The organism is Acinetobacter sp. CAU_H_56, from assembly GCF_058599425.1.
The window spans coordinates 2,219,921-2,246,600 of sequence record NZ_CM178654.1; the positions used below are offsets into that span (position 1 = coordinate 2,219,921).

The window sequence follows — 26,680 nt, forward strand, 5'->3', positions numbered from 1 at the left end:
TTTTTTTGATCTTTAATTTTAGATATTTTGATTAAAAGTATCGCAAGCAGACATTTGTCCCGATTTCAAACCAGTATTAAACCATTTTACCCGCTGTGCACTGGTACCATGCGTAAAGCTATCCGGTACGACATGGCCTTGTGCCTTTTTCTGCAGATAGTCATCACCGATCTTGTGTGCCGCATCCATGGCTTCCTGCACATCACCCTGCTCCAGGAACTGAGTACGCTCATGGTTATGATAAGCCCATACCCCAGCCAGACAATCCGCCTGTAGTTCTTGACGTACAGAAAGCTGATTGCCCTGAGCTTGAGTGGCTTGTTGACGTGCCTGCTGTACCTCTGAAGAAATACCTAAAATGGTCTGGATATGATGACCCACCTCATGTGCTACCACATAGGCTTGAGCAAAATCGCCTGCCTGATCATTGCGAGATAACTCGGTTGAGTTCTGTTCCCCGCTGATTCCCATTTGAGTACGCATATCTTTAAAGAATGCCGTATCAATATAAACTTTCTGGTCTGCCGGACAGTAGAAAGGTCCCATAGCCGATTGCGCTGTACCACAACCAGAATTTACTACCCCACTAAATAGAACCAGTTTAGGCGGAGTATATTGCTGGTTCAGCTGCTGCTGAAATACTTGAGACCAGGTATCTTCTGTATCGGCAAGAACAGTTCCTACAAAATCGATCGCTTCTTGCTGCTCTGGCGTTGGATTTTCCAGTCCCCGTGTTTCTGCACTAGAAACACCTTGCGTGACCTGCTTGGTGGTTTGATAGGCTTGCTGTGGATCAACACCAAAAAATTTCCAGGCCACAAAAGCAATAATCAACCCGAGAATACTGATTCCACCGGCTTTGGCACCACCGCCACGACGGTCTTCTACATTGCTACTAACACGACGTCCTTTCCAGCGCATAGTGAGATTCCTTATAGTTTAAAGTCAGCTTATTTTAACGGGCCTGATTTATGCCTGCTTTGATTTTGATCTGATTTTTTGAATAAAGCCAATCAGGATAAATACGATTAATCCTGCCACAAAACCAATCACCAGATTAATCAGTGTAGGCGTAACAGCCCCTACAATACTGCCCAGACTAGGAATGTGCTCTACATAATCAACCGAATCTTCAGTGAAATGATGAAACCATGGAATGGTATGGGCAATAATCCCCCCACCGACCAGGAACATTGCAATCGTACCTACAATCGTCAGGGTTTTCATCAATTTAGGGGCAAAAGCCAGCAATCCACGGCCTATACTTTGCTTGAAGCTGGATGCCTGCTTAGTCAGGTACAAACCTAGATCATCAATTTTAACAATCATGGCAACGAAGCCGTACACCCCGACTGTCATTAATATGGCAATCCCTGCCAGTACGATGACCTTGGTGGTAAAAGCTGCGGCTGCCACGGTGCCCAAAGAAATCACTACAATTTCCGCTGACAGAATGAAATCAGTTCGGATCGCACCCTTAATTTTCTCTTTTTCAAATGTAGCCAAATCGGTTTCGATCGTAGTGAATTCAGCCTCAGCATCTTCTTCAGTCTTAGCTTTCTTATGCTTTAAGCTATGCAGGACTTTTTCTACGCCTTCATAACAGAGAAATAGACCACCAATCATCAGTAAAGGATTAATTAACCAGGGTGCAACCACACTAATAAGTAAAGCCAAAGGAACAAGAATCAGCTTATTAATAAAAGAACCTTTGGCTACTCCCCACACCACAGGAAGTTCACGTTCTGCCCGTACACCGCTGACTTGCTGGGCATTTAATGCCAAGTCATCCCCCAAGACACCTGCTGTCTTTTTTGCAGCCATCTTGCTCATCACGGCAACATCGTCTAAAACAGTCGCAATATCATCCAATAATATTAATAAGCTGCTCGCCATTCTTGTTATCCTTATCACCTTTAGACATATTTTAATGAAAATATTAAAAAAATATTGTATTCACTTGTTTAATTAATAAGATTTTTTACTACGGCTTTTTTTTCTGGCTGACATTCAAAAACAGAATGCCGTACAATGTGGCCATTCGTTAAAATATTGATGTAGTACAGACTACTTTTTGGAATAGATAATGAGTAATCAAGATAATCGTCCAGTAATCTTGACTGGCGACCGTCCTACCGGACAGCTTCACCTTGGCCATTTTGTCGGTTCATTACGCTCTCGCGTAGGTTTACAAGATTCTCACCATCAACATTTGTTACTCGCTGATGCTCAAGCCTTGACAGATAATGCAGATAACTTTGAAAAAGTACGTCGCAATATTATTGAAGTGGCGACAGATTATCTGGCTGTCGGCATTGATCCAACTAAAACTACAATCTGTGTTCAGTCTTGCCTGCCAGCCTTAAACGAACTGACTATGCTCTATCTGAACTTTGTGACAGTTTCACGTCTAGAGCGCAACCCGACTATTAAATCAGAAATTCAGATGCGTGGTTTTGAGCGTGATATTCCTGCAGGTTTCTTATGCTATCCAGTGGCTCAAGCAGCAGATATCACAGCCTTTAAAGCCACTGTAGTTCCAGTAGGCGAAGATCAGATTCCAATGATCGAACAAACCAACGAAATCGTACGTCGCCTTAACCGTCAGATTGGCCGTGAATTACTGCCTGAATGTAAGGCGCTGCTTTCTAATGTGGGACGCTTACCAGGTTTTGACGGCAAAGCAAAAATGTCTAAATCTCTAGGCAATACCATTGTGTTGGATGCTTCTGATAAAGACATCAAAAAAGCTGTCAATGCGATGTATACCGATCCGAATCACCTGCGCATCGAAGATCCTGGCCAGGTTGAGGGCAATGTGGTATTTACTTACCTTGATGCATTCGACACCAATAAAGAAGAACTGGAAGAACTGAAAGCACATTATCGCCGTGGTGGTTTAGGTGATGGTACGGTGAAAAAACGTCTGGAAGGTATTCTGAAAGAGTTGATCGGTCCGATTCGTGAACGTCGTATGGAACTGGCTAAAGACCCGGATTACATTATGGATATTTTGAAAACGGGTACAGACAAATGCCGTGATATTACACAGGCCACTTTAGATGAAGTGAAAACAGGCTTAGGTGTTTTCCATTTCTAAGCTAGACAATATTTAAAAAAAAGCCCTTCATATGAAGGGCTTTTTTTATTTAAGGCCAAAATGCGCAAAAATAAGGCAAATTTCCACACAGATTCTTCATAGTTTTAACCTTACTTAACATCTATTAACATGAATACTGATGAGTCACATGAGAATGAGTCCTACTATACTTACATACAGTAAGGAATCAAATTTAACTCTCTCCACAGTTAATCTTGATTTAGTTTTGAAAGAAACTTCCTTTTTCTACGCAATGACAACCCCAATCATTGCGTTTTTTTTGTCTGAAATTTTTGAAAAAATAAAAAATCCTGCCAGATGAGCAGGATTTTATTGTGTCTTGAATATTAATATTTGAACAAGCCTTTTTCTAATGGAATTTCAATTCCAATAGAGGCACCGCCATCCTGACCATTTACATCTGAGTCACTTATCCAGGCATTAATTTTAAGTGGCATTTCTGGTCGAATATAATGCGACCAGGTGACATCTAATGCTTTAATTTCATCATCAAAAGCAAAAGCAGCATTATTTGCACTTGCACGTTCGGACTGATTCACTTCAGCAAACAATACCCGCCCAGATAAACGGTTCATCGGATCAAAACGGATATCACCACCTACTGAAACCATCTGTGCATCGCCACCTAAAGCATGTGCCAGCGGATAACCATGCTGATAAAAACCATCAGTGTAAGTACTGTGATTATAAGAAACCCCACGTACTTTACCATTGGTACGTGTATCTGCCCATTCTGTATAAAGTTGATATGGCATATTTCTTACAGTTGCAGAATAGTCTATTCCAGCCAGATACATTTTCTTCGCAGGCAGACCACCCGCTTCATCTTCACCAACATATTGCCCATAGAAGCCCATAGGCACCTGTGTCAAAGGAAACAGATTCAAGCGTGCATCAAAACCCGCAATCTGGTTCGATGGGTCAGGTTCACCCGTACCACCATTATCTTTATTCCCGACAAAAGCATCCCATAATGAACTTAAGCTTTCAGGACGTCCTTCCCCACCCCATTGAATCGCACGAGAAGCACCTAGCTCCAAGTAAGACAAAGGTTGTGCTGTTACACGAAGACCAATAAGTTTGGCATCTGGAACGGCAGTATAATCATCCAATTGGCCTGCAAAAGCCTGATATTGCCACGGTCCAATCCAGGAAAGCCATTTAGTTTCAAAAGCCGTTTGTTCTGCACGCTGTGCCATAAAGCCATATACTGGGCGGCTAGCATCGCCACGAATCAAGCTGCCATCATGTCCTGGACCCCAATAGGTCGGAATTTGGCCAGCAATCAGCCATTGATTCCAGAGTTTCCCTGCTAGATAAGATCCTTCCAGATTCACATCCTGATCATTCTCAATTTGTCGATCTTTTTCGGCATTAACCCGGAGCTTGGCATCCCAGTTTTCGCCACCTGCATTAAACTCTAAAGCTGCCTGAAATTGTGCCTTTTGCTGATCGCCAAAGGCTTGAGGAATATCTTTTGGATCACTTTCCGCAAATAAGCCTACTTTGAGCTGCTGATTGTCTGCTGTTAATTTTGCCAGAACTGAATCAATAACACGTTGTTGTACTTTGTTACTCACTTGTGCATTGGATAGAGCTCGTTGAATTTCATCACCACTGAGCGGCCAGGTCGAGGTACTGATCTGGATCACCCCTTGCTGGTTTAACCAGTTCAAGTCAGTACGAAGATTTGCATCATTCAGAACCAGCCCTTGAGCAAAAACAGGAAGTGAAAGTGTCGTAAGAAGTACACTTAATAATGGTTTTTTTAGAAACATGGGATCAATATTCTCAAGTTTATTTTTGCCTAACCATAGATATTTCAAAAACAATATTCAATGGCGAAACTGTATCAGTATAATATGAAACCCTAGATTTAATTGACTTTTAAAATAATAAATCGCTTCGAAAAATGAGATAGAAATACAAAAAATGAAATCACTAATATAAAAAAAATAGATCTAAATAGTGCTGGGTTTTAATTTTATTTAAGATAAATACTGAACACATAAAAAAGGCAGTTTTAAAAACTGCCTTTTTTCGAATAAGTCATTAGTGTTTATGACGCATATGCGGGAATAAAATTACATCACGGATACTTGGTGCATTCGCAAAGATCATTACTAGGCGGTCAATACCAATCCCTTCACCTGCTGTAGGAGGCAGACCATATTCCAGGGCTTCAATAAAGTCAGCATCATAGTGCATTGCTTCATCATCACCCGCATCTTTCTCAGCGACCTGCGCCTGGAAGCGTTCAGCCTGATCAATCGGGTCATTTAATTCCGAGAATCCATTTGCCAGTTCACGACCACCGATAAAGAATTCAAAACGGTCTGTAATATGCGGGTTTTGATCATTACGACGTGCTAATGGGGAAGTTTCTGCTGGATATTCAGTCACGAATGTAGGCTGACGTAGTTGAGTTTCTACCGTTTCTTCAAACACGATCGTTTGCAGTTTACCCAGACCAAAACCTGGTTTTACCTGTTCTTTCAGTTCTTCCTGAATGAATTTCGCCAGGAACTCACGGTCATTGACATTTTCTGGAGTGAACTGTGGATTGTGCTCAAGAATGGCATCAAACATTGAGATCTTTTTGAATGGTCCTTTGAAGCTAAAGACTTCATCGCCATAAGGCACATCAGTGGTACCCAGAATATCAATTGCCAATTTTTCCAGCATTTGCTCAGTCAATTCCATCAGGTCTTTGTAATCTGCATACGCCTGGTAGAATTCAATCATGGTGAATTCAGGGTTATGACGAGTTGAAACACCTTCGTTACGGAAGTTACGGTTAATTTCGAACACACGTTCAAAACCACCCACAACCAGACGTTTCAAATAAAGCTCAGGTGCAATACGCAAGAACAATGGCATATCAAGCGCATTATGATGCGTTTCAAATGGACGCGCAGATGCTCCACCAGGAATTACGTGCATCATCGGGGTTTCAACTTCCATAAAACGTTTGTCGTTCAGGAAGCTACGAATACCGGCAACAACTTTGGCACGAACTTCAAAAGTTTTACGGGTTTCTTCATTTACGATCAGATCAAGATAACGTTTACGATACTTCACTTCAGTATCAGTTAAACCGTGGAACTTGTCTGGAAGTGGACGTAATGATTTAGTCAGTAATTCAAAATGCTCGATATGAACATACAGGTCGCCTTTACCAGAACGACCAATATAACCTTCAACCGCAATGATATCGCCCAGATCCAAGCCTTTGATCGTTGCAAGTACTTCTGGCTCAAGCTCTTTACGTGGAACATAAAGCTGAATACGACCGGTCATATCTTGAATCACGATAAATGAACCGCGGTTTAACATCACACGACCTGCTACTTTTACATGAACGTGTTCGCCAGCTTCAATTTCTTCTTTAGATTTATCAGCAAACTGGTCTTGTAAGTCTTGCGCATAATGTTCACGTTTAAATGTGTTTGGCCATGGGCTAACGCCAGTTTCTTTTGCGTGGTCTTGAATCTGCTTTAACTTGGCATGACGCTGTGCGATTAAATCGTTTTCGGAAATGATTTGTTCAGAAGTCGATTGAGCGTTATTTTGCGTCATCTCTGCCTCGGATAAGATTAGTTAAAAAATAGAAGTTGCATAGAATAGCAGAAATCTGCATCAAATCGTAGCGTAAAGACTTCCCACACGTGGCTTTTCTTGAGAAAAATTTCTGGATATATGAAATTCTTAAAGGCAAATGCTTTGCGTTATTTTCAGTTTCGAATTTTATGATTGGTTTTTTAGAATATTGCCAAACTTTTATTAGATGAAAGTCCAAGACCTCAACCTTCTGTACGAATTATGCCTTTTTATCCAGTATCAGCTTAGACCAATAGCTAACTGCTTCCTCGAAATAGACGTTTTACAATAATGACCATATTAGAAGGTGGTGTTTTAACACCCTGACCACGACTTTGCCATGTCCGATAAAAATGAGTAAAAATATGTCTAAAATATTGTTTTTTCATGGCTTGGATTCGTCAAAACAGTCCACGAAATTTCATGCAATCGATGCAATACATAAATATTGTATAGATGTGGATTATCGCAATCTGAGCTACCAGTCGGTAGCCGATTTCTACCACGAAATGGTTGAAACCATTAAACCGGATATTCTGGTCGGACACAGTCTGGGCGGATATTGGGCACTAAAAATGTCACAAGCTCATCAGATCCCTTGTGTGATCGCGAATCCTAGCTTGCAACCGAATTTTCGCGATGATTATCCTGCGATTTGTGACAGTGATTTGCAGCATGATATTCCGCAAATGGCCTATCTGGAATTAGGTGATGAAATTCTGGATATGCATGCAGCACAGGCACAGCTTGAAGACTATATGCAAATTCATGCCATTGAAGGTGGCCACCATCGTCTGGAACACCCTGAGCAGATTAACGACCTAATTCAGGAAATTGAATATCATTTTATCCGGCAATAAAAAAGCCCCAATAGTTGGGGCTTTTTGATCATCCAGACTTAAGCAACTGCAGCTTCAGGCTGAGATTTATCGTCAAGTACTGACCAGATATCTAAACCTAATTCACCGTGTAAATCTGGCAGATCAAGGAAGATACTCGCACCTAGAACCTGATGCTGACATTTTTCAGCCAACTCATGTACTGCTTTCAATGTACCACCAGTTGCCAGTACATCATCCACAATAATCACTTTTTGTCCCTGAACTTCTGCAGACATTTCCAGACGGTCCAGACCATATTCAAGGCTATAACCTACACCTACGACTGGAGGCGGCAATTTACCTGCTTTACGAACCAGTAATAAGCCTTTGCCAGTACGCTGCGCCAACAGGCTTGCCAGCACGAAACCACGTGCTTCTACTGCCACAAAGCTGTCTACTTCAGCAAGCTTTTCTTCAGGAATGCTGGCAATCAAAGCATCAGTTAATGGACCCAGATTATTCATGAATAATGGAGTCAAATCAAAGAAACAAATGCCTGGTTTTGGGAAATTCTGGACAGTACGAATGTGAGACCACAGAGAAGTAGACAAATTGCTCATGGGAGATCTTTAAACAAGGAAAGGAATAGGTGAATTTTAAACTAAATTAACAATGTGTAACAACAACGACTGTGCAATATTAAAGCAGAAAATAATAATAACCAATTGATTTAAATATATAAATTTATTTTAAAAAATATTTAATAAAGACTTTGCTAAGTCTAAGTTAACTGATTTTAATCATTTTTTCTGCCCGACTTTGGTCTACAGCTTAAAATCTAAGTCAGAAGCGTATTTTATAAAACTAAAAATACAACTCTTTGCCTAACCTTAAATATATTTCTAGTAATGAAATATCTAGAGACTGACCTTTCTGCTGTTAATTTCACTGATTAAACTTTTATTCGCTTTACTTTATGAATAGAACTGCGTAAAAATTTAGCCAAATATGTTTACTATTAAAAGTCATATTCTTTAGGGTCTTGCCATTTGTGGATTTTAAGCTGACAGCTACAGTTGGTCAGTTTTGGAGAGTTATATGAAAAAATATCAATGCATCGTTTGTGGATGGATTTATGACGAGGCAGAAGGTTGGCCTCAGGACGGAATCGTTCCTGGTACCAAATGGGAAGATATTCCTGATGACTGGACTTGTCCGGATTGTGGTGTTTCTAAAGTCGATTTTGAAATGATTGAAATCTAATCATGTTCTTTTAAAGACCATATTCAATGGTCTTTTTTATGTCCTTTATACCTGAAAAAAACTAATTTAAAAAAGCATGGAGAATCGTATGCATCCTATCGTCATCATTGGTTCGGGCATGGCGGGTTATGCTGTTGCCCGTGAGTTTCGCAAACTCAACCCAGACCATGAACTTGTCATGATTTGTGCTGATGATGCGACTAATTATGCAAAACCTACGCTTTCTAATGCTTTAGCAGGAAACAAAGCACCAGAACATATCCCTTTAGGTGATGCAGAAAAAATGTCAGCGCAGCTGAAAATGCGCATCGAAAAAAATACCTGGGTCAAAACGATTCATCCTGAACAGCATCAGCTCACTTTAGAAAAAGATGGTGAGGAAAGCACACAGGATTATTCTAAATTGGTGTTGGCTGTGGGTGCCAATCCGGTCCGTCTTGCCATTGCTGGTGATGCGAGCGATGACATTCATATGGTCAATAACCTGACTGACTATAAAGCTTTCCGTCATAATCTGGCAGCCCGTGAAGATAAACGTGTGGTGATTCTAGGCGCAGGCCTGATCGGCTGTGAATTTGCCAATGACTTGCAGCATACCAATCATCAGGTCACCGTGATTGATCTGGCACCTCAACCGTTGGGTCGCTTATTACCAGCTCATGTCGCAGATGCTTTCCAGCAAAATCTTGAAGAGACAGGCATTCATTTTGTACTGAGGACAACAGTCGAAAAAGTCTCTAAAGTTGAAAATGGTGATTATCTGGTCACACTTGCCAATGGCCAGTCGGTAGTGGCTGATGTGGTGCTGTCTGCTGTGGGCTTACAACCAAATATTTCTGTCGCAAAAGAAGCCGATATCCATACCAGTCGTGGGATTCTGACCAATACAAAACTAGAAACCAATCAGCCAGACATTTATGCAGTAGGTGACTGTGCGGAAGTAAATGGAATGCTTTTGCCATATGTCATGCCAATCATGCAGCAGGCTCGTGCTCTGTCTAAAACATTAAATGGCGAACATACTGCAGTCCACTATCCAGCGATGCCTGTAGCGGTCAAAACCCCAGCTGCGCCATTGACTGTCCTTCCCGCTCCGGTTAATGTCGAAGTAACTTGGGAAAATGAAGAGTTTGATGACGGTATGCTAGCCAAAGCCTTTGATGCTAGCGGTACTTTACGTGGTTTTGTCTTACTCGGGGCCACTGCTGCCAAACAACGTCTGGCATTGACCAAGCAGGTTCCTGACTTGATTCCAGCTACAGTTTAGATGTTTAATACAAAGGACATTTTTTAAGCGAAATGTCCTTTAATCAGGAAATACATCATGCATAGTGCCCTGCAGTTCAATCATTCTCCGTATACCGCTTTCATGCGTGAAACCAAGGTCGATCTTGGCAATGGCATCGAATTGCACGTAGAAGTCGGCGGAAATCCTGAACACCCGACTATTCTGCTGATTATGGGGCTTGGGGCACAGATGCTGTACTGGCCGGACTTCTTCTGTAAATCACTCATTGATCAGGGCTATCATCTGGTGCGTTTTGATAACCGGGATATTGGTTTATCTTCCAAGATTCACCATAAAGGGCCTCGCTTAAACACCTTAAAAATGATGAGCCGTTTTGTACTGGGTTTAGGCAATCAGGGCGCGCCTTATACGCTGTACGATATGGCAGATGATGTACATCTTCTGATTGAAAAAATGGGATTAGGTCAGGTCTATGTGCTCGGTGCCTCTATGGGCGGCATGATTGCCCAGATTCTGGCCGCACGTTATCCTGACAAAGTTAAAAAAATGGGTTTACTGTTTACCAGTAATAACCAGCCACTGTTACCTCCGCCTTTTCCAAAGCAACTCTTTAGTTTAATTGACAAACCCGCTTCCACAGATGAAGATGGCATTGTCGATCATAGCTTGAAGCTGTTTAATATTATTGGCTCGCCGGGTTATGTGAATCATCTGGAAGCGATTCAGACCGCCCGTAAGTTATATAAGCGAAGTTACCATCCAGCGGGTGTACTTCAACAGTTTTTAGCAATATTATGTACGGGTTCATTGCTGCAACTGGACAAGCAAATCCAACAAGAGACCCTGGTGGTTCATGGTGCTCGTGACAGATTGCTGCCTCCTAGTCATGGTAAGGCTGTTGCAAAAGCAATTTCAGGGGCTAAATTTGAATTAATTGATGGAATGGGGCATGATATCCCTCCGCATTTTATTCCATATCTTAGCGAATTATTTGCTGATCATTTTAAATCATAAACATTAGGACACTATGGCTGCATTACCATCCCTAAGACAGCTGTCATACCTCGTAACACTGTCTGAGACGCTGCATTTTACAGAAGCTGCTCGCCGCTCATTTGTTACCCAGTCAACTTTGTCTGGCGGTATTATGGAGCTGGAGCGTTTACTCGGTGGCGTTCTTGTTGAACGCGATCGCCAGAATGTACGTTTAACGCCGCTTGGTGAACAAGTGGTTGCACGTGCCCGTGTTCTACTGGCTGATGCTCAGGACTTAATGCGTTTAAGTCGTGAAATGAGTGAACCATTAACCGGTGATCTGCATCTTGGCGTTATTCCAACCATTGCCCCTTTCATCCTGTCGCAATTTCTGGATGAAGTGCATCAGCAGCTACCGAAAATTCAGCTACATTTACATGAAGCTCAAAGTGAGAAAATTGTAGAGAAACTGGAGCATGGTAATCTGGATATGGTGGTGCTAGCGCTGCCTTTCGATACCCGTAGCCTGAAAGTTGCTGAAATTGCCAAAGAGAATCTGTATCTGGTACATCACAAATCTGACCAGAATGCGGCTCAAGCCAAGTCTCTGGAAGATCTGGATCTGTCTCGCCTGATGCTGTTGGAAGAAGGCCATTGCTTGCGTGATCATGCATTGAGTGCCTGCCCGATTGGTGAGCGTAAAAATGATCATCGCCTGAAAGCAAGTTCATTACCGACGTTGATCGAAATGGTGTCTGCTGATCTTGGTTTTACCCTGTTGCCAGAAATTGCACTGCATACCAATATGATCAAAGCCAATCCGGATCTGCGCATCAATCCAATCAATGCTGCACCAAGCCGTACTCTGGCGCTGGTCACTCGTAAGAGCACACCGCTACAAAGCGAATTCGATGTGTTATTACAAATTTTGCAAAAAATTACTGCTCACGATGCAGCTTAATTAAGCCCTAATAAAGAAGGAGCACTTAGATTGCTCCTTTTTTTATTGCCTACGTCTTCTGATAAATTTAATTTTTATAAATTCAGTCAATTAAAATGATTCAAAACCAATTTTTAAACTTTAACTATTTATAATATATAAAAATTAAATCCCTATTTCTGGGGATTGGCATTGATAATAATTTAAGCCAAAATACATCTGTATATTAATTACTCTCAGGATAAGATTTCTTTGGCCTCATTTTTGCCTGCACCGGTATTATTGATGCAACCTTATCCACCCCCGCTCTCTTCCAATCCTGATCTTGCATTGCTACAGCTCGGTTATCAACCGGATATGCTGTCCTATACCGATCATCTGTCTGCTCAATCCCATATTGAACAGTATCTTCCCAATCTCGTGTTATATGAGATTCATGAGAAAGCACAACTTAAGAATCTTCATACAATTCAAGCACGAATCCAGATTCCTCATCTGATTGTAGTTTTAGCTGATGATTCAGCTGAAATGATTAATTTATTCTTGTCATCTGGCGTGGATCGATATCTGATTGCATCGCATCCTGTTTCAAAAATAGTAGCGAGCCTGAAAATTATCCTACGCGGTGGTGCCGATTTACATCCTGAATTAGCCCGTTATTTAGTGAGTCAGGAAACAAAAATACATTTTTTAAATCAGACTGAAGTACAGATTTTAAAGTATTTCAGCCAAGACCTGACTTTGGCCGAAATTCAAAACAGATTAAGTCTGCACGATTACCAGATTTATGCTGCTATTCGCAAAATCTATCAAAAACTCGCGAATCCATTTATCCATTCTCAAAATTAACAAAATATAAAAAAGGCTGAATTATCAGCCTTTTTAGTTTGCATAGAGTTATTTAAAGGTTTCCAGCAAGGTACGCTGTGCATTATGCGGTTGTTCACCTTCTGCAACTTGGGCACGCACCCAGGTTCCATCTCCTTGTAACAACCAGGCCTGCTGATTGTCTTTCAGGTAATTTAATAAACCTTGCTGGTAAATGCGTTTCTTTAATGCTTCGTCTTCAATCGGGAAACAAGCTTCTACACGATTAAACAGGTTGCGGTCCATCCAGTCCGCGCTTGAGCAATAAATCCGAGAATTACCATTATTGCTAAAATAAAACACGCGTGTATGTTCAAGGAAACGGCCGACGATTGAACGTACCCGGATATTCTCTGAAAGTCCCGGTAAGCCTGGACGCAGACAGCAAATCGAGCGGATAATCAGATCAATCTGTACACCTGCTTGAGAAGCTTCATACAGTTTATTGATCAGTTGCAGCTCAGTTAAAGCATTGACCTTCACGATGATCTGGGCTTTCTTGTCCGCTTTGGCATTGGCTATTTCATTATCAATATAGTTGATGAGCTGGGCATGTAAGGTAAATGGTGCATGGAGCAGCTTTTTCAGCTTGGCCATTTTCCCCATTCCGGTCAATTCCTGAAAGATACGATGCACATCTTCACACAGATCCTTGTCCGTGGTTAAGAGACCATAGTCGGTATAAATTCGCGCATTGCCGGCATGATAATTCCCGGTACCCAGATGTACATAACGCACCAGCTTGTTATTTTCTCGGCGTACCACCAGAATCATTTTGGCATGGGTTTTATAGCCGACAATGCCATAGACCACGACAGCCCCCGCCTCTTGCAGTACATTAGCAACTGCAATATTGGATTCTTCATCAAAACGAGCACGCAGCTCGATGACTGCAGTCACTTCCTTACCGTTACGGGCCGCTTCTGCCAGCACCTGCACGATCTCGGAATCTGGACCACTACGATACAATGTCTGCTTGATTGCCAGTACCTGAGGGTCACGTGCTGCTTCACGTAACAGCGTAATCACGGGTGCAAAAGATTCAAATGGATGATGTAGCAAAATATCCTGCTTCTGCATGGCACTGAAAACATTTTCAGATTTCTTCAGTACTTTAGGCAGAATTGGCGTATGTGAATCATAACGTAAATGTGGACGTTTGAAGTTGGACAGTAACCGCGCCAGATTAACCGGTCCTGCCACTTTATAGAGCTGTTCTTCATCCAGATCAAATTCTTCCAGCAGATATTCATAAATATGCTGCGGACAATTTTCAGTCACTTCCAGACGGACTGCACGACCAAAACGGCGCGAACTTAGCTCGCCTTTTAAGGCTTTGGCCAGGTCTTCAACATCTTCATTTAAGGCCAGATCGGCATTCCGGGTAACACGGAACTGATAGCAGCCAGTCGCGGTCATGCCCGGGAACAGGTCAGACACATGTTCATGAATGATGGCGGATAACATCACATGATGTTCTTTACCATCAGTCAGTTCATCCGGTAAACGCACAACACGTGGCAATGAACGTGGCGCAGGAACAACCGCAAGATCGATCTGACGGCCAAAGGCATCTTTCCCTTCGAGCGTCACAATAAAATTCAGGGATTTATTCACCAGACGTGGGAATGGATGGGCCGGATCAAGGCTAATAGGCGTAAGCACTGGAGCAACCTGTTCCTGAAAATATTTTTTCACCCAAGCCGATTGTGCCGGTGTTAGCTCTCCACGACGCAGAAAACAAATATCTTCCTCACGCAGTTTCGGCAAAATCTCTTCATTTAAAATACGGTACTGACGTTCAATGGCGGCATGCGCAGTTTCGGCAATCTGTTCTAATACTTGTTTTGGCGTCAAACCATCCGGACTGCGGCTTTCATTGCCCAAATCCAGTTGTTCCATGACGCCAGCCACACGAATTTCAAAAAACTCATCCAGATTACGTGAAAAGATCAGTAGAAAATTCATGCGTTCCAGCAAAGGATGCAATGGATCGACCGCCTGTTCCAGCACACGCAAATGGAAATCTAGAATAGACAGTTCACGATTAATGTAACGATCATTATAAGTATATTCGGTTGGTGCCGAAGTCGAACTGGCTGCCGTATTCATATCAAACCTACGCTATTTTCAAGTCTTGCTTATTTCTTTTAGTATGCTTCAAATTAATGACATTTTCATAAAAAAAGCCCAAATATTTGGGCTTTATCTTGATATTTTTATTTAAGGGATTTCAGCATAGCGCATATAACGTTGAATCATACGTTTACGTGCTTTTAGTGCGGATGCATTACGATGATCTTCAAAATATTTTGGATTGGTGAGAATCGCTGCCAGGAAGATGGCCTGATCACGGGTCAGGCTCTCTGCGGTCTTACCGAAATAATGTTTGGCTGCTGCTTCTGCTCCATAGATATTGTCTCCAAACTCAATCGAGTTAAGATACACTTCCAGAATACGCTCTTTAGACCACATGCGCTCCATCATCCAGGTCGCGACAGCTTCCTGACCTTTACGCAGGAATGAACGCTTGTTAACGAGGAACAGGTTTTTAGCCAGCTGCTGGGAAATGGTTGACCCCCCTGCCACGACACGACCTTCATTCTTGTTACGGCTGAGTGCAGTCTGAATACCATCCCAGTCAAAGCCATGATGGTGCATGAATTTTCCATCTTCTGCCGTAACAACTGCCCGTTTCAGATTGGTACTGATTTCATCATAAGGACGCCACTGATGTTGAATGGGCTTGGAGGGTTCAGTCCAGTAGTCAATTCGCATCATCATGGTGGTATTCACCGGATTGGTTCGCCACCAGGCTAAACTTGCAAAAATCCACAGTTGAACAAGTAGAATCACACTGACAATCACGAGAAGGGCGCGGGTCAGAAAGGCTTTCATGTCAGTGCGTTACTCCTGAAAATTCAATTTTTCGTGTTAAGCTTATTCGAAATATACAATCACAGCAAAAAATAGCATGCCTGAATATTCTCCCCCAACAACACATCACAAACTTGAAATGCAGCTCTGGTGGATGACCGCACTCCTGATCTGTATCAATGTCGGCCTGTTTGGCTGGCAAGTGCTGAATGGAATGGACATCACACAGCCAAGTTCTCCAGATGCAATTCGCTGGGGAGCAGATTATGCACCTTTAACGTATTTAGCGGAACCCATACGCCTGTTTAGTAGCATGTTTTTTCATTTTGGCTTAATTCACCTGATGTTGAATATGTGGGCACTGTATATTTTTGGTAGTATCGCTGAACAAATTTTTGGCCGGGTCTATTTCATAAGTCTTTACATTTGTGCCGGTCTGATGGGCAGTTTACTCAGTGGATATATGAGTATCCAGGACAGTTATGCCTTAATCGAAGGCGGTGTAGCCAATCCTGGCTTATTACCAGGTGTTAGTGCAGGTGCTTCGGGTGCAGTCATGGGTCTTGGTGCCTCTCTGACTGTTCTATCTTTACTGCCAATGTTGCCCCGTCAGCCTTTTATTCTGGATAAAAAGACACTGGTAATGATCATGGGTCTTAACCTGGCGATGGGCTTTATGATCAGCGGAATTAACAATGCCGCACATATTGGCGGCATGATCATGGGGGCCGGACTAACAGCGCTCTGGTATCTCGGTCAGAAAATGCAGCGTAGCCGTTTGGTCAGCCTGGTTGCCTTACTGTTCAGCGTTGCTGCCTGTGTCGTACTGTATCAATATAATCTGGCCCTGCTTGAACCGATCCGCCCACTCTGGCAAGAAATTTTACAAATGCTACAACAGCAGTTGGCGGATCAACCCGTAAGATAAATCTTATTGATTCATCTGACGCAGGCTTTGCAAGGGCGGAATCTCGGAAAGATAACTCAGACGATAACGCCCGATCAGGGTACATAACACAGTCATAAACACAGGCAGGATAATCCAGATTTCCCAATGGGGCTGAATGATCAGATCCATCTTATAGCTGGCAATGGCGCTGATCACTTCTGCAAACAGACATGAAACAATACCTGCGAATAGTCCGATAAAACCGATTTCCAGACTCATCATGGTTTTCAGCTTCTGTTTGGAACTGCCAAAAGACCGAAGCAAAGCCACTTCACGTTTACGTTCATCCATGAGCAAGTTTAAGCAAGCCATCAGTACCAGAAAACCGGATACGCTGACCAGCACAGCCAGAATGGTAATGATCTGCACCAGTACATTCACAATTCGTTTGATTTCTTCCAGAATCAGGCTGACATCAATGAATACCGTATTGGAAAAACGCTGAACCAGATTCACCAGTTTATCTTTATCTGTTTCCGGTACATAGAAGCTGCCCAGATAGCTGCCAGCATTGGCATCCATAGTATTCGGTGCAAAGATAAAGAAGAAGTTTGGACTAAAACTTTCCCACTCTACCGTTCTGAGATTCACCACTTTGGCTTCGAGTATGCCTTCAGGCAAGCTAAAGCTCAGCTTGTCCCCCAGTTTGATCCCGAGTTCCTGTGCAGTATTGGCTTCGACCGAAACTTCACCCGGCTGTTTCAATCCTGCCTCCCCCTGAACAATCACATTATCCTGAGGATAACGGTCCGACTGAGTCAGATTCAGTTCACGTCTTAAGGTATTACTCTGCTTGACCAGTTCAGCAGCAAAAGGATGATCATTTTTCGCCACCAGACGCCCACGAATATTGGGATACAAGGGCGTACTTTTCCAGCCATTCTGTTCTAACTGACTTTTTAAGTCAGGCATGTCAAAAGGCGGTAGACCATAGACAAACTGGTTGGGTGTCCCTTCCGGTAACTGTTGCTGCCAGCGATCGAGCAGATCGGTACGTAGCACAGCCAGCACACTGATCAAGCTGAGTCCAAGGGCTAAAGCAGTAATTTGTAAAGCGGTCTGATACGGTGTCCGCACATAGGCAGATAGATTGAATTTCAGATTACGCAGCAGTTTTAAAATACTCCAGACCGTAAAATACAGAACAGCACAAAGCAGAATAATGGCCCCAATCACCCAAGCTGTCAGCACGATATTTTCCGTTAAAATCACACTGAAAAGAATCAGACTTAAGGTTCCGGTCAGTAACATCCACAACATCGGATGGACGGATTTTTCCTGCTGACGAATGACCCGAATCGGAGGAGTATTTAAGAGTTGAAACAGACTCGGCATGACAAAGCCCAGTAACACCACTGCACTGGTCAGCATGGCAATTGGCAAGGGCCCCAGCAGCATCGCCGTAGCAGAGAACTCAAGCTGCAAGTTTGGAATCAGCTGTAGCATGAGCTGCAGCAAGCCATAACCCAATGCAACACCTATCACGCTACCAATCAGCATGGCGATTAAAAGCACTAAACCCAGCAAAGCCAGATAAGCGGCTAGAATCTGATTTTTAGTCGCGCCAATACAACGCATCAGGGCAATATGATCCTGGTTCTGCTGTACATAACGTTGTGCGGTTAAAGCAATGGCAATCCCGCATAATAAAATGGTGAGAATATTCGCCAGTTGCAGAAAAGTATCCAGATTGGCAATTGGTTTCATTAAACGGGTATTGCCTTCGCTGGCATTACGCAAGCGCAGACTGCCCTGCTGTTCCAGTTCTTGTCCCTCAACCTCAGCATCTGCTTCATCTGAAGTCCCATTTTCAGATTTTATCTTCTGCTTGAACCAGGTTTCATATTGCCGGGTATCGGCTGGATTACCCGCCATTAATAAACGGTAATCGATCCGGCTACCGACCTGAATCGCATTGGTGCGCGCCACTTCTGACTGAGCAATAATTACAGTCGGCGAAAAGCCAGAAAAGCCGAGCTCCTGATTCGAATCCTGCTCGATTTTTGCAGTAACCTTAAATTTAGCATCGGCAATATTCAGTTCATCACCCAGTTTGACCTTGAGTAGATCCATGGCCCGTGAACTCAGCCAGATTTCCCCCGCTTGGATTTTGTCTGCTGCAGGTTGAACCCGTAGCTCTCCTCGTAAAGGAAAAGCCCGATCAATAGCCTTAACATTGACCATGACAAACTGATCATTGGTATAAGCCATCGTACTGAAAAATGTGACTTCAGATTGTTGTAAATCGAGCTGCCTGGCCTGATCACGCCATTCCTGAGCTAGCGGCTCATTATCAGAAAGTACCAAATCTCCCGCCAGCATTTCAGCTGCCTGTAAAGCAACGGCGTTCTGAATCTGTTCATTACTGAACTTTAGTGCCGTTGTGGCACTAATCGCTAAGGTCAGCGCGATGATTAGCAGATAAATTCCTGTCGTATTAAAACTTTGTCTGAGTAAAGGACGAAACAGATGCTGCATATCAGCCTCCACTCGCATGTTCAATCAACTGACCATTGACCAGTTCAAAATGACGCTGGCATTGCCGGGCCAGATCAGGATCATGGGTAACCAGAATCAGCGTGGTGCTTAATTCACGATTCAACTGAAAGAGCAGCTGTTCGATTTCTTGGGCAGTTTCCCCGTCCAGATTACCTGTCGGTTCATCAGCAAAAATGATTTTGGGCTCACTGACCAGGGCACGGGCAATGGCAACACGTTGCTGCTCCCCACCCGACAGCACTTTCGGTGTTTGCTGAGCCTGACGGTCTAATCCGACTTTTTGTAGCAATGCCAGCGCCTTCTGCTCGGCATCACTATATTTAAAATCGGGCTGTAAACGTAAAGGCAGCATGACATTTTCAAGCGCAGTAAGATGAGGCAAAAGCTGAAAAGACTGAAATACAAAGCCAATATTTTTTAGCCGGACTAAAGCGCGCTGTTCTTCATTCAAGCTCGATACGAGCTCCCCACAGACCGTTAACTGCCCGGAACTGGCCTGATCCAAAGTGGCCAAAATGCCCAGTAAAGTCGACTTTCCTGAACCGGAACGTCCGGTAATGGCGACCTGTTCTCCAGTCAAAATTTCCAGCGAAAGATCTTCAAAAATAGTCAGTTGTTTTTGTGAAAGTTGTATCTTTTGTGTCAATTTCTGGGCAGAAATAATCGCTTGTGGCATGATGGTCGAATCGTTGCTGCTTTGAATCATACGTGTCCTATATGAAAGATCTAAATCAGAAAAATCGTGTATTGCCTTGCCTGGTATTCTTTGGACTGTGCCTGATTCCTTTTAGTCTGTCGGCAAAGACCATTATGATTGTGGGTGACAGTATAAGTGCTGGTTATGGCATGCAACCACAGCAAGGTTGGGTACATTTATTACAAAAGCGTTTGGACCAACACTATCCGAAACAGCATAAAGTGGTCAATGCAAGTGTGAGCGGTGAAACCACTAGCGGTGCCTTGGCTAGACTACCAAAACTGCTACAGACGCACCGTCCAGATGTTGTGGTGATTGAGCTTGGCGGGAATGATGGCCTGCGTGGGCAGCCACCCCAAATGATTCAAAAAAATTTAGCAGCTCTGGTACAACAAAGTCAGAAAGCCAAGGCGAATGTGGTTGTTTTTGGAATGAAAATGCCACCAAATTATGGCCAGGCATATAGCAAGGCTTTTGAAAATAACTATAAGGTGGTCAGTCAGCAGTATAAGGTCAAACTACTACCCTTCTTTATGCAAGGTGTCGCTGGCAATAAAAGTCTGATGCAACAGGATCAGATCCACCCTAATGCCAAAGCCCAGACTATTTTATTAAATAATGCTTATCCTTATATTAAAGGCGCCCTCTAAGGCACCTTTAACTAAATCAAATCTTAAAATTTTCTTAGAAGTCAAAGAAAGTTACTTCACCAGTTTCAAGTGAATATTCTGCACCAATCACCTGTAGCTTACCTTTAGCAATCAGACTTTCCAGAACTGCAGAACCATGACGTAACTGGTTTACTGATGCAAATACATTTGAGCGCACTGCATGTTTAGACAGTTTATTCAGGTCATCTTTCAGTTCAGTCTGCATTAGAATTTCAACTGATGGACGTACACGGTTCACAATGGACATCAGATTTGCAGATGGCGGCGTTGCCGGATTGGTTAATGCTTCAATTGTTGAATGAATAGCGCCACAATGCGTATGACCCAAAACAATCACAATCGGACAGCCAAAGCTTTCTGCTGCGAATTCGACACTGCCGACTTGAGACGGTGCAACAATATTACCTGCTACCCGAATGACAAACAGATCACCCAGACCCTGGTCAAAAACCATTTCTGCGGGTACACGTGAATCTGAACATCCTAAAACAATAGCAAATGGTTCCTGACTTTCTGCCATCTCAGCACGTTGCTGATGCGATAATAATTTTAAATGCTGCGTTTCACCATTGACAAAGCGCTGGTTACCCTTTTTAAGACGATCTATAGCTTCCTGAGCTGTGAGCATTCTTTTTTACCATCGATGTTTTTAGTGGGAATATCTTACTGCTAGATTTTTTGAATGTCACTTGCAAAAAAAATTAGCTGTAAAATTTTTAGCGCTTTGATGATTTCTTGTTCTGGGAATTTTTTCTGTGAAGTTCATCACGTTTTTTGGGCAGTTTTTCTGCTCCAGCTAATAATTAACAGATGTACAATATTAAGGAATGCTTTAAAATAAGTGAAAGATTACGATTTGATTCATCTATAAATTGCAAATCGATAACACGGAAGTATTTTGAGCGTTTTTGCTCAGTTTTTTCAGGGGACAGTGCTAATGAAGAAAATAATAAAATTGCGCTCAAAAATTATCTATTCCACTTTAGTCGCTCTGGGTCTTAGCCTATCTAGCCTGAGCCATAGCCAATATCTGTTTACGCCGCCGAAAGCCAAGTCTGCCGAAGTTTTACAGCTTTATCTGAGCCAGCAACGCATTCAGGCGGGTCTACAATCTAAAACCTTAAAAGTTGGTGAGGTGACCTGGAGTTATAGTGAAGGCGGGGCAAAAAACAAACCCTCGATTATCCTGATTCATGGTCTGGCAGGCACACGCGACAACTGGAACCGCGTCGCCCAGTTTTTGACCCCGTATTATCATGTCATCATTCCAGATTTGCCGAGCAATGGCGATACCCGGATTCCAGCAGATTTTGACTTGTCTGTACCCAATGTCACTTCGCAATTACGTACCTTTGTCGAAACTCTGAAGATTGAAAAAAATCTGCATGTCGCTGGCCATTCTCTAGGCGGTTCAATTGCGACAGTTTATGCATCCCAATACCCTTTCGATACCCAAAGCCTGTTTTTGGTGAATAGTGCTGGCATCTATAAAATGGGCAATACGCCTTATACCAAAGACCCGCATGCACTCAAAGACCTGATTGTCAGTAAACCGGGCGATCTGGAAGATGTCTCCAAACAGCTGATGCAGAATCCACCAGCGTTGCCTTACCAGTTAAGACATGCACAAGAAAAATTGCTGATTGCCCGTTCTGAGCAAACCAGCAAATCGATTGATCAGGTGGTGATGCTTAACCGGCTGTATACGCCTGATACATTTGCCCGTCTGACTCGTACAGTGGAAGCACCTACCTTGATTCTATGGGGAAAACAGGATCGAATTATTAATGTCGAAGTGGTGAAAGAGCTCTATTCACTGCTGAAACGTGCCGAAACTCCGGTAATTTTAAATAATGTCGGTCATATGCCGATTCTGGAAGCAGAAAAACAGGTCGCCCAACATTATTTGCCTTTCCTGGCCAAGACACAGACCCTAAAAAATCCACTAGCTGATAAACTCATTCCTTTCAATTAAGTTTCAGAGAAGTTATGCAGAAACACCCGATGATTGAGCAGTTGATTGATGCTCAACTTGATTTTCTTGATCAGGTATTTTCTCAATCTGAAACCATTCAAAGCGAGTTTCATGAGTTTTATCTCTGGTTGCGCAAGCAGTCGCTTAAAGATCTGTGGAGCTGTGAACTGATCAATCAGCTGCTACAAAAGCAGATTCTGGATACTGCTGCCAGTTCTTTTCTGATTGAGCAGATTGCCGAACATATCCGGTTCGCATTGGTTCATCCAGCCAATGATACAACCAAAATTGCAGATGTCATTCCGGTACTGACCATTGATAAAATTGCACAATATGTGGCCAGCAAAAGTGGTCACCGTCAGCGCCTGATCAAAGCGGTGGTGAATAACCCTGCTTTTTCAGCGATGATTACGCAACTGATCCAGCATTCAATTCAGGATTATCTGGACAATTCTGTAATAGCCAAGAGTGTGCCGGGCGTTTCCCGTTTTATGAAAATGGGAAAATCTGTTCTGGAAAATGTTACGGATACCAGTCTGGACAATACAGTTGCCCGTTATCTGCAAAAAAATATTTTAAAACTCAGCCAGATGAGTGAGCATGTGCTGAACCAGCACTTTGATGATGACAAGCTGTACCATTTTCAGGCCAATCTCTGGCATAAGATCAAAGACATGCCACTGTCCGTGCTTAAAAACTATATTGAAACCCAGGATCTGAACCAGACGGTGAGTTTAGGGCACGAGATCTGGGATCATATGCGCCAGACGGAATATATGCAGCAGCAACTGCATGACGGGATTTATACCTGGTATATACGCAATCAGGAACATACTTTTGATCAATTATTACGAGATCTGAATATTGATGAATCGCTGATCCAGACTGAACTGAATGAATTGCTGACACCGATTATTCAGCAGATGATTCATCAGGGCTATTTGCGTGAACGTGCCCGTGCCTATCTGGAAAAATTCTATTATGCTGAAAATACCTTAAAAATTTTAAAGATTGAAGACTAAAAAAAGCCGCTTCAAAGCGGCTTTTTTTACTTATAAAATTAGAAACGTGTCGTTAAACCAACGAAATAAGTACGACCTTGAATTGAATAATAATCTTCAGAACTATCGGTAGTTTCCATGGATTCATCAAATAAATTTGATATACCAGCACGCACAGTGACATTATCATTCAAAGTGTAGTTCGCATTCACACCATATAAGGTATAGGCTTTTGCCCACGCATTTGCATCTGTTGTTTCTGTTGTATATTGCTTACCAATATATTGCAGGTTCATTTGCAAAGCGAGTGCATCAGAAGCTTGTAAATCTAGTGCTGAATGAACTGACAGCTCAGGTGTACTGATTAATGCCGCACCAGTATCTAGATTTTTAGATTCAAAGAAATAAGTTGCATTTGTTGACCAGCGTGCATAATCAGTCAGATTAACTGCAAAGGTGCCTTCTAGGCCACGAATACGAGCTTTTTCAGCATTATCAGGTGCGATATACCATACGCCTTTCGGATAACGCGGGTCATTAATTTGTTCAGCAGGAATATGCTTAACAGGCATGTTCACCAGTTTGTTATCAAAATCGGTATGGAAATAAGTTAAACCACCTGAATATTTTTCGTCATCATATTGGAAGCCTAATTCATAGTTTGTTGATTCTTCTGCTTCCAGATTAGGATTACCAGTATTATAGCAGTTTACAAACGGATTAGTATTTGCATCATAGCTACTTTGGAAACCGGTAGGATTAGTTACAGGATCATATGTTCCAAATTGAGAAGTACAACCTTTACCACGTGAACCTGTACTGAAACCTGGCGCAGTTTGAACAAGATCAGGAGCACGGAAAGCCGTAGAAACGCCGCCTTTGAATGTTAATGCGTCATTGAAATGATATACACCGTATACACGTGGGCTGAAGTTCGCATCATAGCGTTCATCTTTATCCAGACGACCACCAATTGTCACATCAAAATTAGGTGTAATACTTAAAATATCTTCAAAGAATAGCGCCCAAACATCAGCCGCTACTGTTGAATCACCTGTGTAATCATTACCATCAATCGAAGGTGCACCATTTGAATCAATACCTAAAGTACGATCATTGGTTAATTCTTCAGAACGGAATTGACCACCTACAGTTAATTTATGCGGCACAACAAAATCAAACGGTAAATTCACTTTAGCATCAACAACAGTTAATTCTGTCTTTTGAACAGTTGGGCTAAATACCCCATCAACTTCTGTTGTAGTACTGCGATCATATTTATTTTGATAAACACTTAGATTTGAACTTCCCCAAGAATATATTCCATCCCAAGCCAGACCAAGACGTTGAGATTCTGTTTCATTTTTATCACCAGCTGAACCTAACCAGAATTCCCCATCAGAAACATTTGGTGCATAGGTCGGATTCGTATTGGTTTGACTACCATAACTACCAAAAAGCTCAAACTGATGATTATCTGTTGGGCGGTAAACAAGACTTCCTTCAACCGTATCATTACGCATACCAGTTGTTGAACTTTCAAGATCTTTAACATTCTGGTCAGCTTCACGTTCAGTACGACCTGCTGTAATACGAGCACTCACTGTATCTGTGATTGCACCACTCGCAGTTGCTGATATTTGAAGAGTATCGCCTTCTGTACTATCTGCAGGTTTTTCTAAATTGATAGTCGCTGAGCCACCCCATTCTTGAGCTGTCTTTTTGGTAATAATATTAATTACACCGCCCATCGCATCTGAACCATATAAAGACGACATTGGGCCTTTTACAACTTCAATTCGCTCAATATTCTCTGGATTAATCCAGTTTAAATCCTGGCGTTGTAAGTCTGTACGATACGCTGTACGTGATGAATTACCAATACGGCGTCCATCAACCAGAATCAAAGAGTATTCAGAAGGTAAACCACGAAGTTTAATTTTCGCACCTTCACCATTTAGACCCATACCACCTGATACACCAGGTACTTTTGCCAGAAGCTCAGAAATACTTTTTACTGGTTGCTTGGCAATTTCTTCTGCGGTGAGGACTGTAATAGAAGCAGGAGCATCTTTTACATTTACTTCAGAACCACTTGCCGTTACAACAATAGTCTGCAGTTTTGTAGCTTCAGACTGCGCGACTGGTTGTTGCTCTTCAACTGATTTATTTTGTGCTTGTACTGAAGCAGCCAATGTTGAAAGTACAGCAAAAGCTAAAGTCGATTTCATAAACGGCTTGTTCATATCCGAAGGTGCCCCACAGGTAATTTATGAATAAAAAGTGATGAATTTGTGAAGCATTGTAACGAAAAAACATATAAATGCAATTGTTATTAATAATTATTATCATTAACTTTATTATTGTTAAAAAAACCTCGAATATTCGAGGTCTTTTTTAAGTTAAACTTAAATAGCTTAAAGACTTATTTGAAATAAGCACCTTCAGCTTGGGTATGGTCAGTCTGGTCAACGACACGTGCCAACTCAGGAATGTGCTGTTTCAAGGTCGTTTCAACGCCTTGTTTTAAAGTCACATCAATTGCTGAACAACCCTGGCAACCACCACCAAATTTAAGAACCGCAGTTAAGCCATGCTCAGGATCTTCAACCACTTCGACCAGTGCACAGTTACCACCATGACCTGCAAGACCCGGGTTAATTTCTGACTGAAGCACATAGGTAATACGTTCTTCTACAGAGGCATCAGGACCGACACGTGGCACTTTAGAGTTTGGTGCACGGAAAGTCAGCTGACCACCAAAACGGTCTTTATTGTAGTCAATAACTGCATCTAGCAAGTATGGAATTGACGGAGAGTCAATATAGGCCGGAAAATCTGGATATTCCTGCTTATAGTCTGTAGGTACAACCTCATCAGGTGCACTATAAGCCATGCAACATTCAGCGCGCGGTGTACCCGGATTTTCTACAAACACACGTACGCCAATACCTGGTGTATTCTGTTTGTCCAATAGATCCTTTAAATACTCTTGTGCTGTCGGTGTAATCAAAAGATTTGGAATTTCTTCTGCAACCGGAGTGTTGCTGTTCTCAGTCGACATAACAATAATTTCCTCAAGCTGAAGCTGCTATTTTAACTGAAGATGCGGGGTAATTATAAAAATTCAACCAAAATTGTCGGATTTATTATAAAAGTCGCACTTTAGATTTGT

Annotated in this window: 23 protein-coding genes; 11 read left to right on the top strand and 12 right to left on the bottom strand. The window is 42.4% G+C overall.

Annotated features, from left to right (window positions below; genetic code table 11):
* Positions 1-18: 18 nt before the first annotated feature.
* Together ypfJ and AC4MCC_RS10610 are read right to left on the bottom strand one after the other, a co-directional pair.
* Positions 19-921: a KPN_02809 family neutral zinc metallopeptidase gene (gene ypfJ / locus AC4MCC_RS10605; RefSeq protein WP_284879837.1), complete on the bottom strand. Its 903-nt coding sequence runs from the start codon at positions 919-921 to the stop codon at positions 19-21.
* Positions 922-969: 48 nt separating this feature from the next.
* Entirely contained in the window at positions 970-1,896 is a 927-nt protein-coding gene (locus tag AC4MCC_RS10610; RefSeq protein ID WP_180053152.1) for a DUF808 domain-containing protein, read from the bottom strand.
* Between the two features lie 190 nt (positions 1,897-2,086).
* Here AC4MCC_RS10610 and trpS point away from each other — a divergent pair, with 190 nt between their 5' ends.
* Positions 2,087-3,100, top strand: a complete 1,014-nt coding sequence (gene trpS / locus AC4MCC_RS10615; protein ID WP_005234596.1) for a tryptophan--tRNA ligase — start codon at positions 2,087-2,089, stop codon at positions 3,098-3,100.
* Positions 3,101-3,447: 347 nt separating this feature from the next.
* Here trpS and AC4MCC_RS10620 read toward each other — a convergent pair whose 3' ends face one another.
* On the bottom strand, positions 3,448-4,899 hold the full coding sequence (locus tag AC4MCC_RS10620; protein ID WP_491885246.1) for a capsule assembly Wzi family protein: 1,452 nt from the start codon (positions 4,897-4,899) through the stop codon (positions 3,448-3,450).
* A gap of 274 nt (positions 4,900-5,173) precedes the next feature.
* Positions 5,174-6,700 (bottom strand): lysine--tRNA ligase, encoded by a 1,527-nt coding sequence (gene lysS / locus AC4MCC_RS10625; RefSeq protein WP_034704199.1) that lies wholly within the window; start codon positions 6,698-6,700, stop codon positions 5,174-5,176.
* A 386-nt stretch (positions 6,701-7,086) separates the two neighbouring features.
* On the opposite strand from lysS, the gene AC4MCC_RS10630 reads away from it, so the two are divergent.
* Positions 7,087-7,581: a YqiA/YcfP family alpha/beta fold hydrolase gene (locus AC4MCC_RS10630; RefSeq protein WP_416656831.1), complete on the top strand. Its 495-nt coding sequence runs from the start codon at positions 7,087-7,089 to the stop codon at positions 7,579-7,581.
* Positions 7,582-7,619: 38 nt separating this feature from the next.
* On the opposite strand, the gene AC4MCC_RS10635 is transcribed toward AC4MCC_RS10630, so the two are convergent.
* The gene (locus AC4MCC_RS10635) at positions 7,620-8,162 is read right to left on the bottom strand and encodes an adenine phosphoribosyltransferase (protein WP_004783009.1); all 543 of its coding nucleotides are present in this window, start codon (positions 8,160-8,162) and stop codon (positions 7,620-7,622) included.
* Positions 8,163-8,640: 478 nt separating this feature from the next.
* Between AC4MCC_RS10635 and rubA the strand changes: the two genes are divergently transcribed.
* From rubA to AC4MCC_RS10660, 5 genes are all read left to right on the top strand, one after another.
* Positions 8,641-8,805 carry a rubredoxin RubA gene (gene rubA / locus AC4MCC_RS10640; protein ID WP_004783011.1) on the top strand — a complete coding sequence of 55 codons (165 nt, stop codon included), beginning with the start codon at positions 8,641-8,643 and terminating at the stop codon, positions 8,803-8,805.
* Between the two features lie 88 nt (positions 8,806-8,893).
* Entirely contained in the window at positions 8,894-10,072 is a 1,179-nt protein-coding gene (gene rubB / locus AC4MCC_RS10645; RefSeq protein WP_491885247.1) for a rubredoxin reductase RubB, read from the top strand.
* A 57-nt stretch (positions 10,073-10,129) separates the two neighbouring features.
* Positions 10,130-11,068: an esterase EstB gene (gene estB, locus AC4MCC_RS10650; protein ID WP_034704187.1), complete on the top strand. Its 939-nt coding sequence runs from the start codon at positions 10,130-10,132 to the stop codon at positions 11,066-11,068.
* 13 nt (positions 11,069-11,081) lie between these two features.
* Entirely contained in the window at positions 11,082-11,990 is a 909-nt protein-coding gene (oxyR, locus tag AC4MCC_RS10655) for a LysR family transcriptional regulator OxyR (RefSeq protein ID WP_005234587.1), read from the top strand.
* A 231-nt stretch (positions 11,991-12,221) separates the two neighbouring features.
* Positions 12,222-12,818 carry a DNA-binding response regulator gene (locus tag AC4MCC_RS10660; protein WP_491885248.1) on the top strand — a complete coding sequence of 199 codons (597 nt, stop codon included), beginning with the start codon at positions 12,222-12,224 and terminating at the stop codon, positions 12,816-12,818.
* A 48-nt stretch (positions 12,819-12,866) separates the two neighbouring features.
* Here the strand turns inward: AC4MCC_RS10660 and ppk1 are convergent, their stop codons facing one another.
* The gene (gene ppk1, locus AC4MCC_RS10665; protein WP_419374360.1) at positions 12,867-14,948 is read right to left on the bottom strand and encodes a polyphosphate kinase 1; all 2,082 of its coding nucleotides are present in this window, start codon (positions 14,946-14,948) and stop codon (positions 12,867-12,869) included.
* A gap of 111 nt (positions 14,949-15,059) precedes the next feature.
* On the bottom strand, positions 15,060-15,734 hold the full coding sequence (gene mtgA / locus AC4MCC_RS10670; protein WP_419363241.1) for a monofunctional biosynthetic peptidoglycan transglycosylase: 675 nt from the start codon (positions 15,732-15,734) through the stop codon (positions 15,060-15,062).
* A 76-nt stretch (positions 15,735-15,810) separates the two neighbouring features.
* On the opposite strand from mtgA, the gene AC4MCC_RS10675 reads away from it, so the two are divergent.
* Positions 15,811-16,641, top strand: a complete 831-nt coding sequence (locus tag AC4MCC_RS10675) for a rhomboid family intramembrane serine protease (protein ID WP_491885249.1) — start codon at positions 15,811-15,813, stop codon at positions 16,639-16,641.
* A gap of 3 nt (positions 16,642-16,644) precedes the next feature.
* On the opposite strand, the gene AC4MCC_RS10680 is transcribed toward AC4MCC_RS10675, so the two are convergent.
* Together AC4MCC_RS10680 and AC4MCC_RS10685 are read right to left on the bottom strand one after the other, a co-directional pair.
* Positions 16,645-19,140: an ABC transporter permease gene (locus AC4MCC_RS10680; RefSeq protein WP_491885250.1), complete on the bottom strand. Its 2,496-nt coding sequence runs from the start codon at positions 19,138-19,140 to the stop codon at positions 16,645-16,647.
* Position 19,141: 1 nt separating this feature from the next.
* Positions 19,142-19,867 (bottom strand): ABC transporter ATP-binding protein, encoded by a 726-nt coding sequence (locus AC4MCC_RS10685; protein WP_491885251.1) that lies wholly within the window; start codon positions 19,865-19,867, stop codon positions 19,142-19,144.
* A gap of 11 nt (positions 19,868-19,878) precedes the next feature.
* On the opposite strand from AC4MCC_RS10685, the gene AC4MCC_RS10690 reads away from it, so the two are divergent.
* The gene (locus tag AC4MCC_RS10690) at positions 19,879-20,508 is read left to right on the top strand and encodes an arylesterase (RefSeq protein ID WP_180104498.1); all 630 of its coding nucleotides are present in this window, start codon (positions 19,879-19,881) and stop codon (positions 20,506-20,508) included.
* Positions 20,509-20,542: 34 nt separating this feature from the next.
* Here the strand turns inward: AC4MCC_RS10690 and AC4MCC_RS10695 are convergent, their stop codons facing one another.
* The gene (locus tag AC4MCC_RS10695) at positions 20,543-21,157 is read right to left on the bottom strand and encodes a carbonic anhydrase (protein ID WP_004783034.1); all 615 of its coding nucleotides are present in this window, start codon (positions 21,155-21,157) and stop codon (positions 20,543-20,545) included.
* A gap of 309 nt (positions 21,158-21,466) precedes the next feature.
* On the opposite strand from AC4MCC_RS10695, the gene AC4MCC_RS10700 reads away from it, so the two are divergent.
* Both AC4MCC_RS10700 and AC4MCC_RS10705 read left to right on the top strand, forming a co-directional pair.
* Positions 21,467-22,504, top strand: a complete 1,038-nt coding sequence (locus tag AC4MCC_RS10700; RefSeq protein ID WP_419374356.1) for an alpha/beta fold hydrolase — start codon at positions 21,467-21,469, stop codon at positions 22,502-22,504.
* A gap of 14 nt (positions 22,505-22,518) precedes the next feature.
* A complete protein-coding gene (locus tag AC4MCC_RS10705) occupies positions 22,519-23,526 on the top strand; it encodes a hypothetical protein (protein WP_491885252.1) in 1,008 nt (335 codons plus the stop codon).
* A 38-nt stretch (positions 23,527-23,564) separates the two neighbouring features.
* On the opposite strand, the gene AC4MCC_RS10710 is transcribed toward AC4MCC_RS10705, so the two are convergent.
* Together AC4MCC_RS10710 and nfuA are read right to left on the bottom strand one after the other, a co-directional pair.
* On the bottom strand, positions 23,565-25,751 hold the full coding sequence (locus tag AC4MCC_RS10710; protein ID WP_491885253.1) for a TonB-dependent receptor domain-containing protein: 2,187 nt from the start codon (positions 25,749-25,751) through the stop codon (positions 23,565-23,567).
* A 179-nt stretch (positions 25,752-25,930) separates the two neighbouring features.
* Positions 25,931-26,569, bottom strand: a complete 639-nt coding sequence (gene nfuA / locus AC4MCC_RS10715) for a Fe-S biogenesis protein NfuA (RefSeq protein ID WP_004783039.1) — start codon at positions 26,567-26,569, stop codon at positions 25,931-25,933.
* Positions 26,570-26,680 lie beyond the last annotated feature (111 nt).

Coding starts and splice junctions, on each gene's coding strand:
- AC4MCC_RS10695 (WP_004783034.1), bottom strand. CDS start 21,157: ATGCTCACAGCTCAGGAAGCTATAGATCGTCTTAAAAAGGGTAACCAG.
- oxyR (WP_005234587.1), top strand. CDS start 11,082: ATGGCTGCATTACCATCCCTAAGACAGCTGTCATACCTCGTAACACTG.
- AC4MCC_RS10690 (WP_180104498.1), top strand. CDS start 19,879: ATGAAAGATCTAAATCAGAAAAATCGTGTATTGCCTTGCCTGGTATTC.
- trpS (WP_005234596.1), top strand. CDS start 2,087: ATGAGTAATCAAGATAATCGTCCAGTAATCTTGACTGGCGACCGTCCT.
- mtgA (WP_419363241.1), bottom strand. CDS start 15,734: ATGAAAGCCTTTCTGACCCGCGCCCTTCTCGTGATTGTCAGTGTGATT.
- rubB (WP_491885247.1), top strand. CDS start 8,894: ATGCATCCTATCGTCATCATTGGTTCGGGCATGGCGGGTTATGCTGTT.
- AC4MCC_RS10675 (WP_491885249.1), top strand. CDS start 15,811: ATGCCTGAATATTCTCCCCCAACAACACATCACAAACTTGAAATGCAG.
- ppk1 (WP_419374360.1), bottom strand. CDS start 14,948: ATGAATACGGCAGCCAGTTCGACTTCGGCACCAACCGAATATACTTAT.
- nfuA (WP_004783039.1), bottom strand. CDS start 26,569: ATGTCGACTGAGAACAGCAACACTCCGGTTGCAGAAGAAATTCCAAAT.
- AC4MCC_RS10610 (WP_180053152.1), bottom strand. CDS start 1,896: ATGGCGAGCAGCTTATTAATATTATTGGATGATATTGCGACTGTTTTA.
- ypfJ (WP_284879837.1), bottom strand. CDS start 921: ATGCGCTGGAAAGGACGTCGTGTTAGTAGCAATGTAGAAGACCGTCGT.
- AC4MCC_RS10685 (WP_491885251.1), bottom strand. CDS start 19,867: ATGATTCAAAGCAGCAACGATTCGACCATCATGCCACAAGCGATTATT.
- AC4MCC_RS10630 (WP_416656831.1), top strand. CDS start 7,087: ATGTCTAAAATATTGTTTTTTCATGGCTTGGATTCGTCAAAACAGTCC.
- rubA (WP_004783011.1), top strand. CDS start 8,641: ATGAAAAAATATCAATGCATCGTTTGTGGATGGATTTATGACGAGGCA.
- estB (WP_034704187.1), top strand. CDS start 10,130: ATGCATAGTGCCCTGCAGTTCAATCATTCTCCGTATACCGCTTTCATG.
- lysS (WP_034704199.1), bottom strand. CDS start 6,700: ATGACGCAAAATAACGCTCAATCGACTTCTGAACAAATCATTTCCGAA.
- AC4MCC_RS10620 (WP_491885246.1), bottom strand. CDS start 4,899: ATGTTTCTAAAAAAACCATTATTAAGTGTACTTCTTACGACACTTTCA.
- AC4MCC_RS10680 (WP_491885250.1), bottom strand. CDS start 19,140: ATGCAGCATCTGTTTCGTCCTTTACTCAGACAAAGTTTTAATACGACA.
- AC4MCC_RS10635 (WP_004783009.1), bottom strand. CDS start 8,162: ATGAGCAATTTGTCTACTTCTCTGTGGTCTCACATTCGTACTGTCCAG.
- AC4MCC_RS10705 (WP_491885252.1), top strand. CDS start 22,519: ATGCAGAAACACCCGATGATTGAGCAGTTGATTGATGCTCAACTTGAT.
- AC4MCC_RS10700 (WP_419374356.1), top strand. CDS start 21,467: ATGAAGAAAATAATAAAATTGCGCTCAAAAATTATCTATTCCACTTTA.
- AC4MCC_RS10710 (WP_491885253.1), bottom strand. CDS start 25,751: ATGAACAAGCCGTTTATGAAATCGACTTTAGCTTTTGCTGTACTTTCA.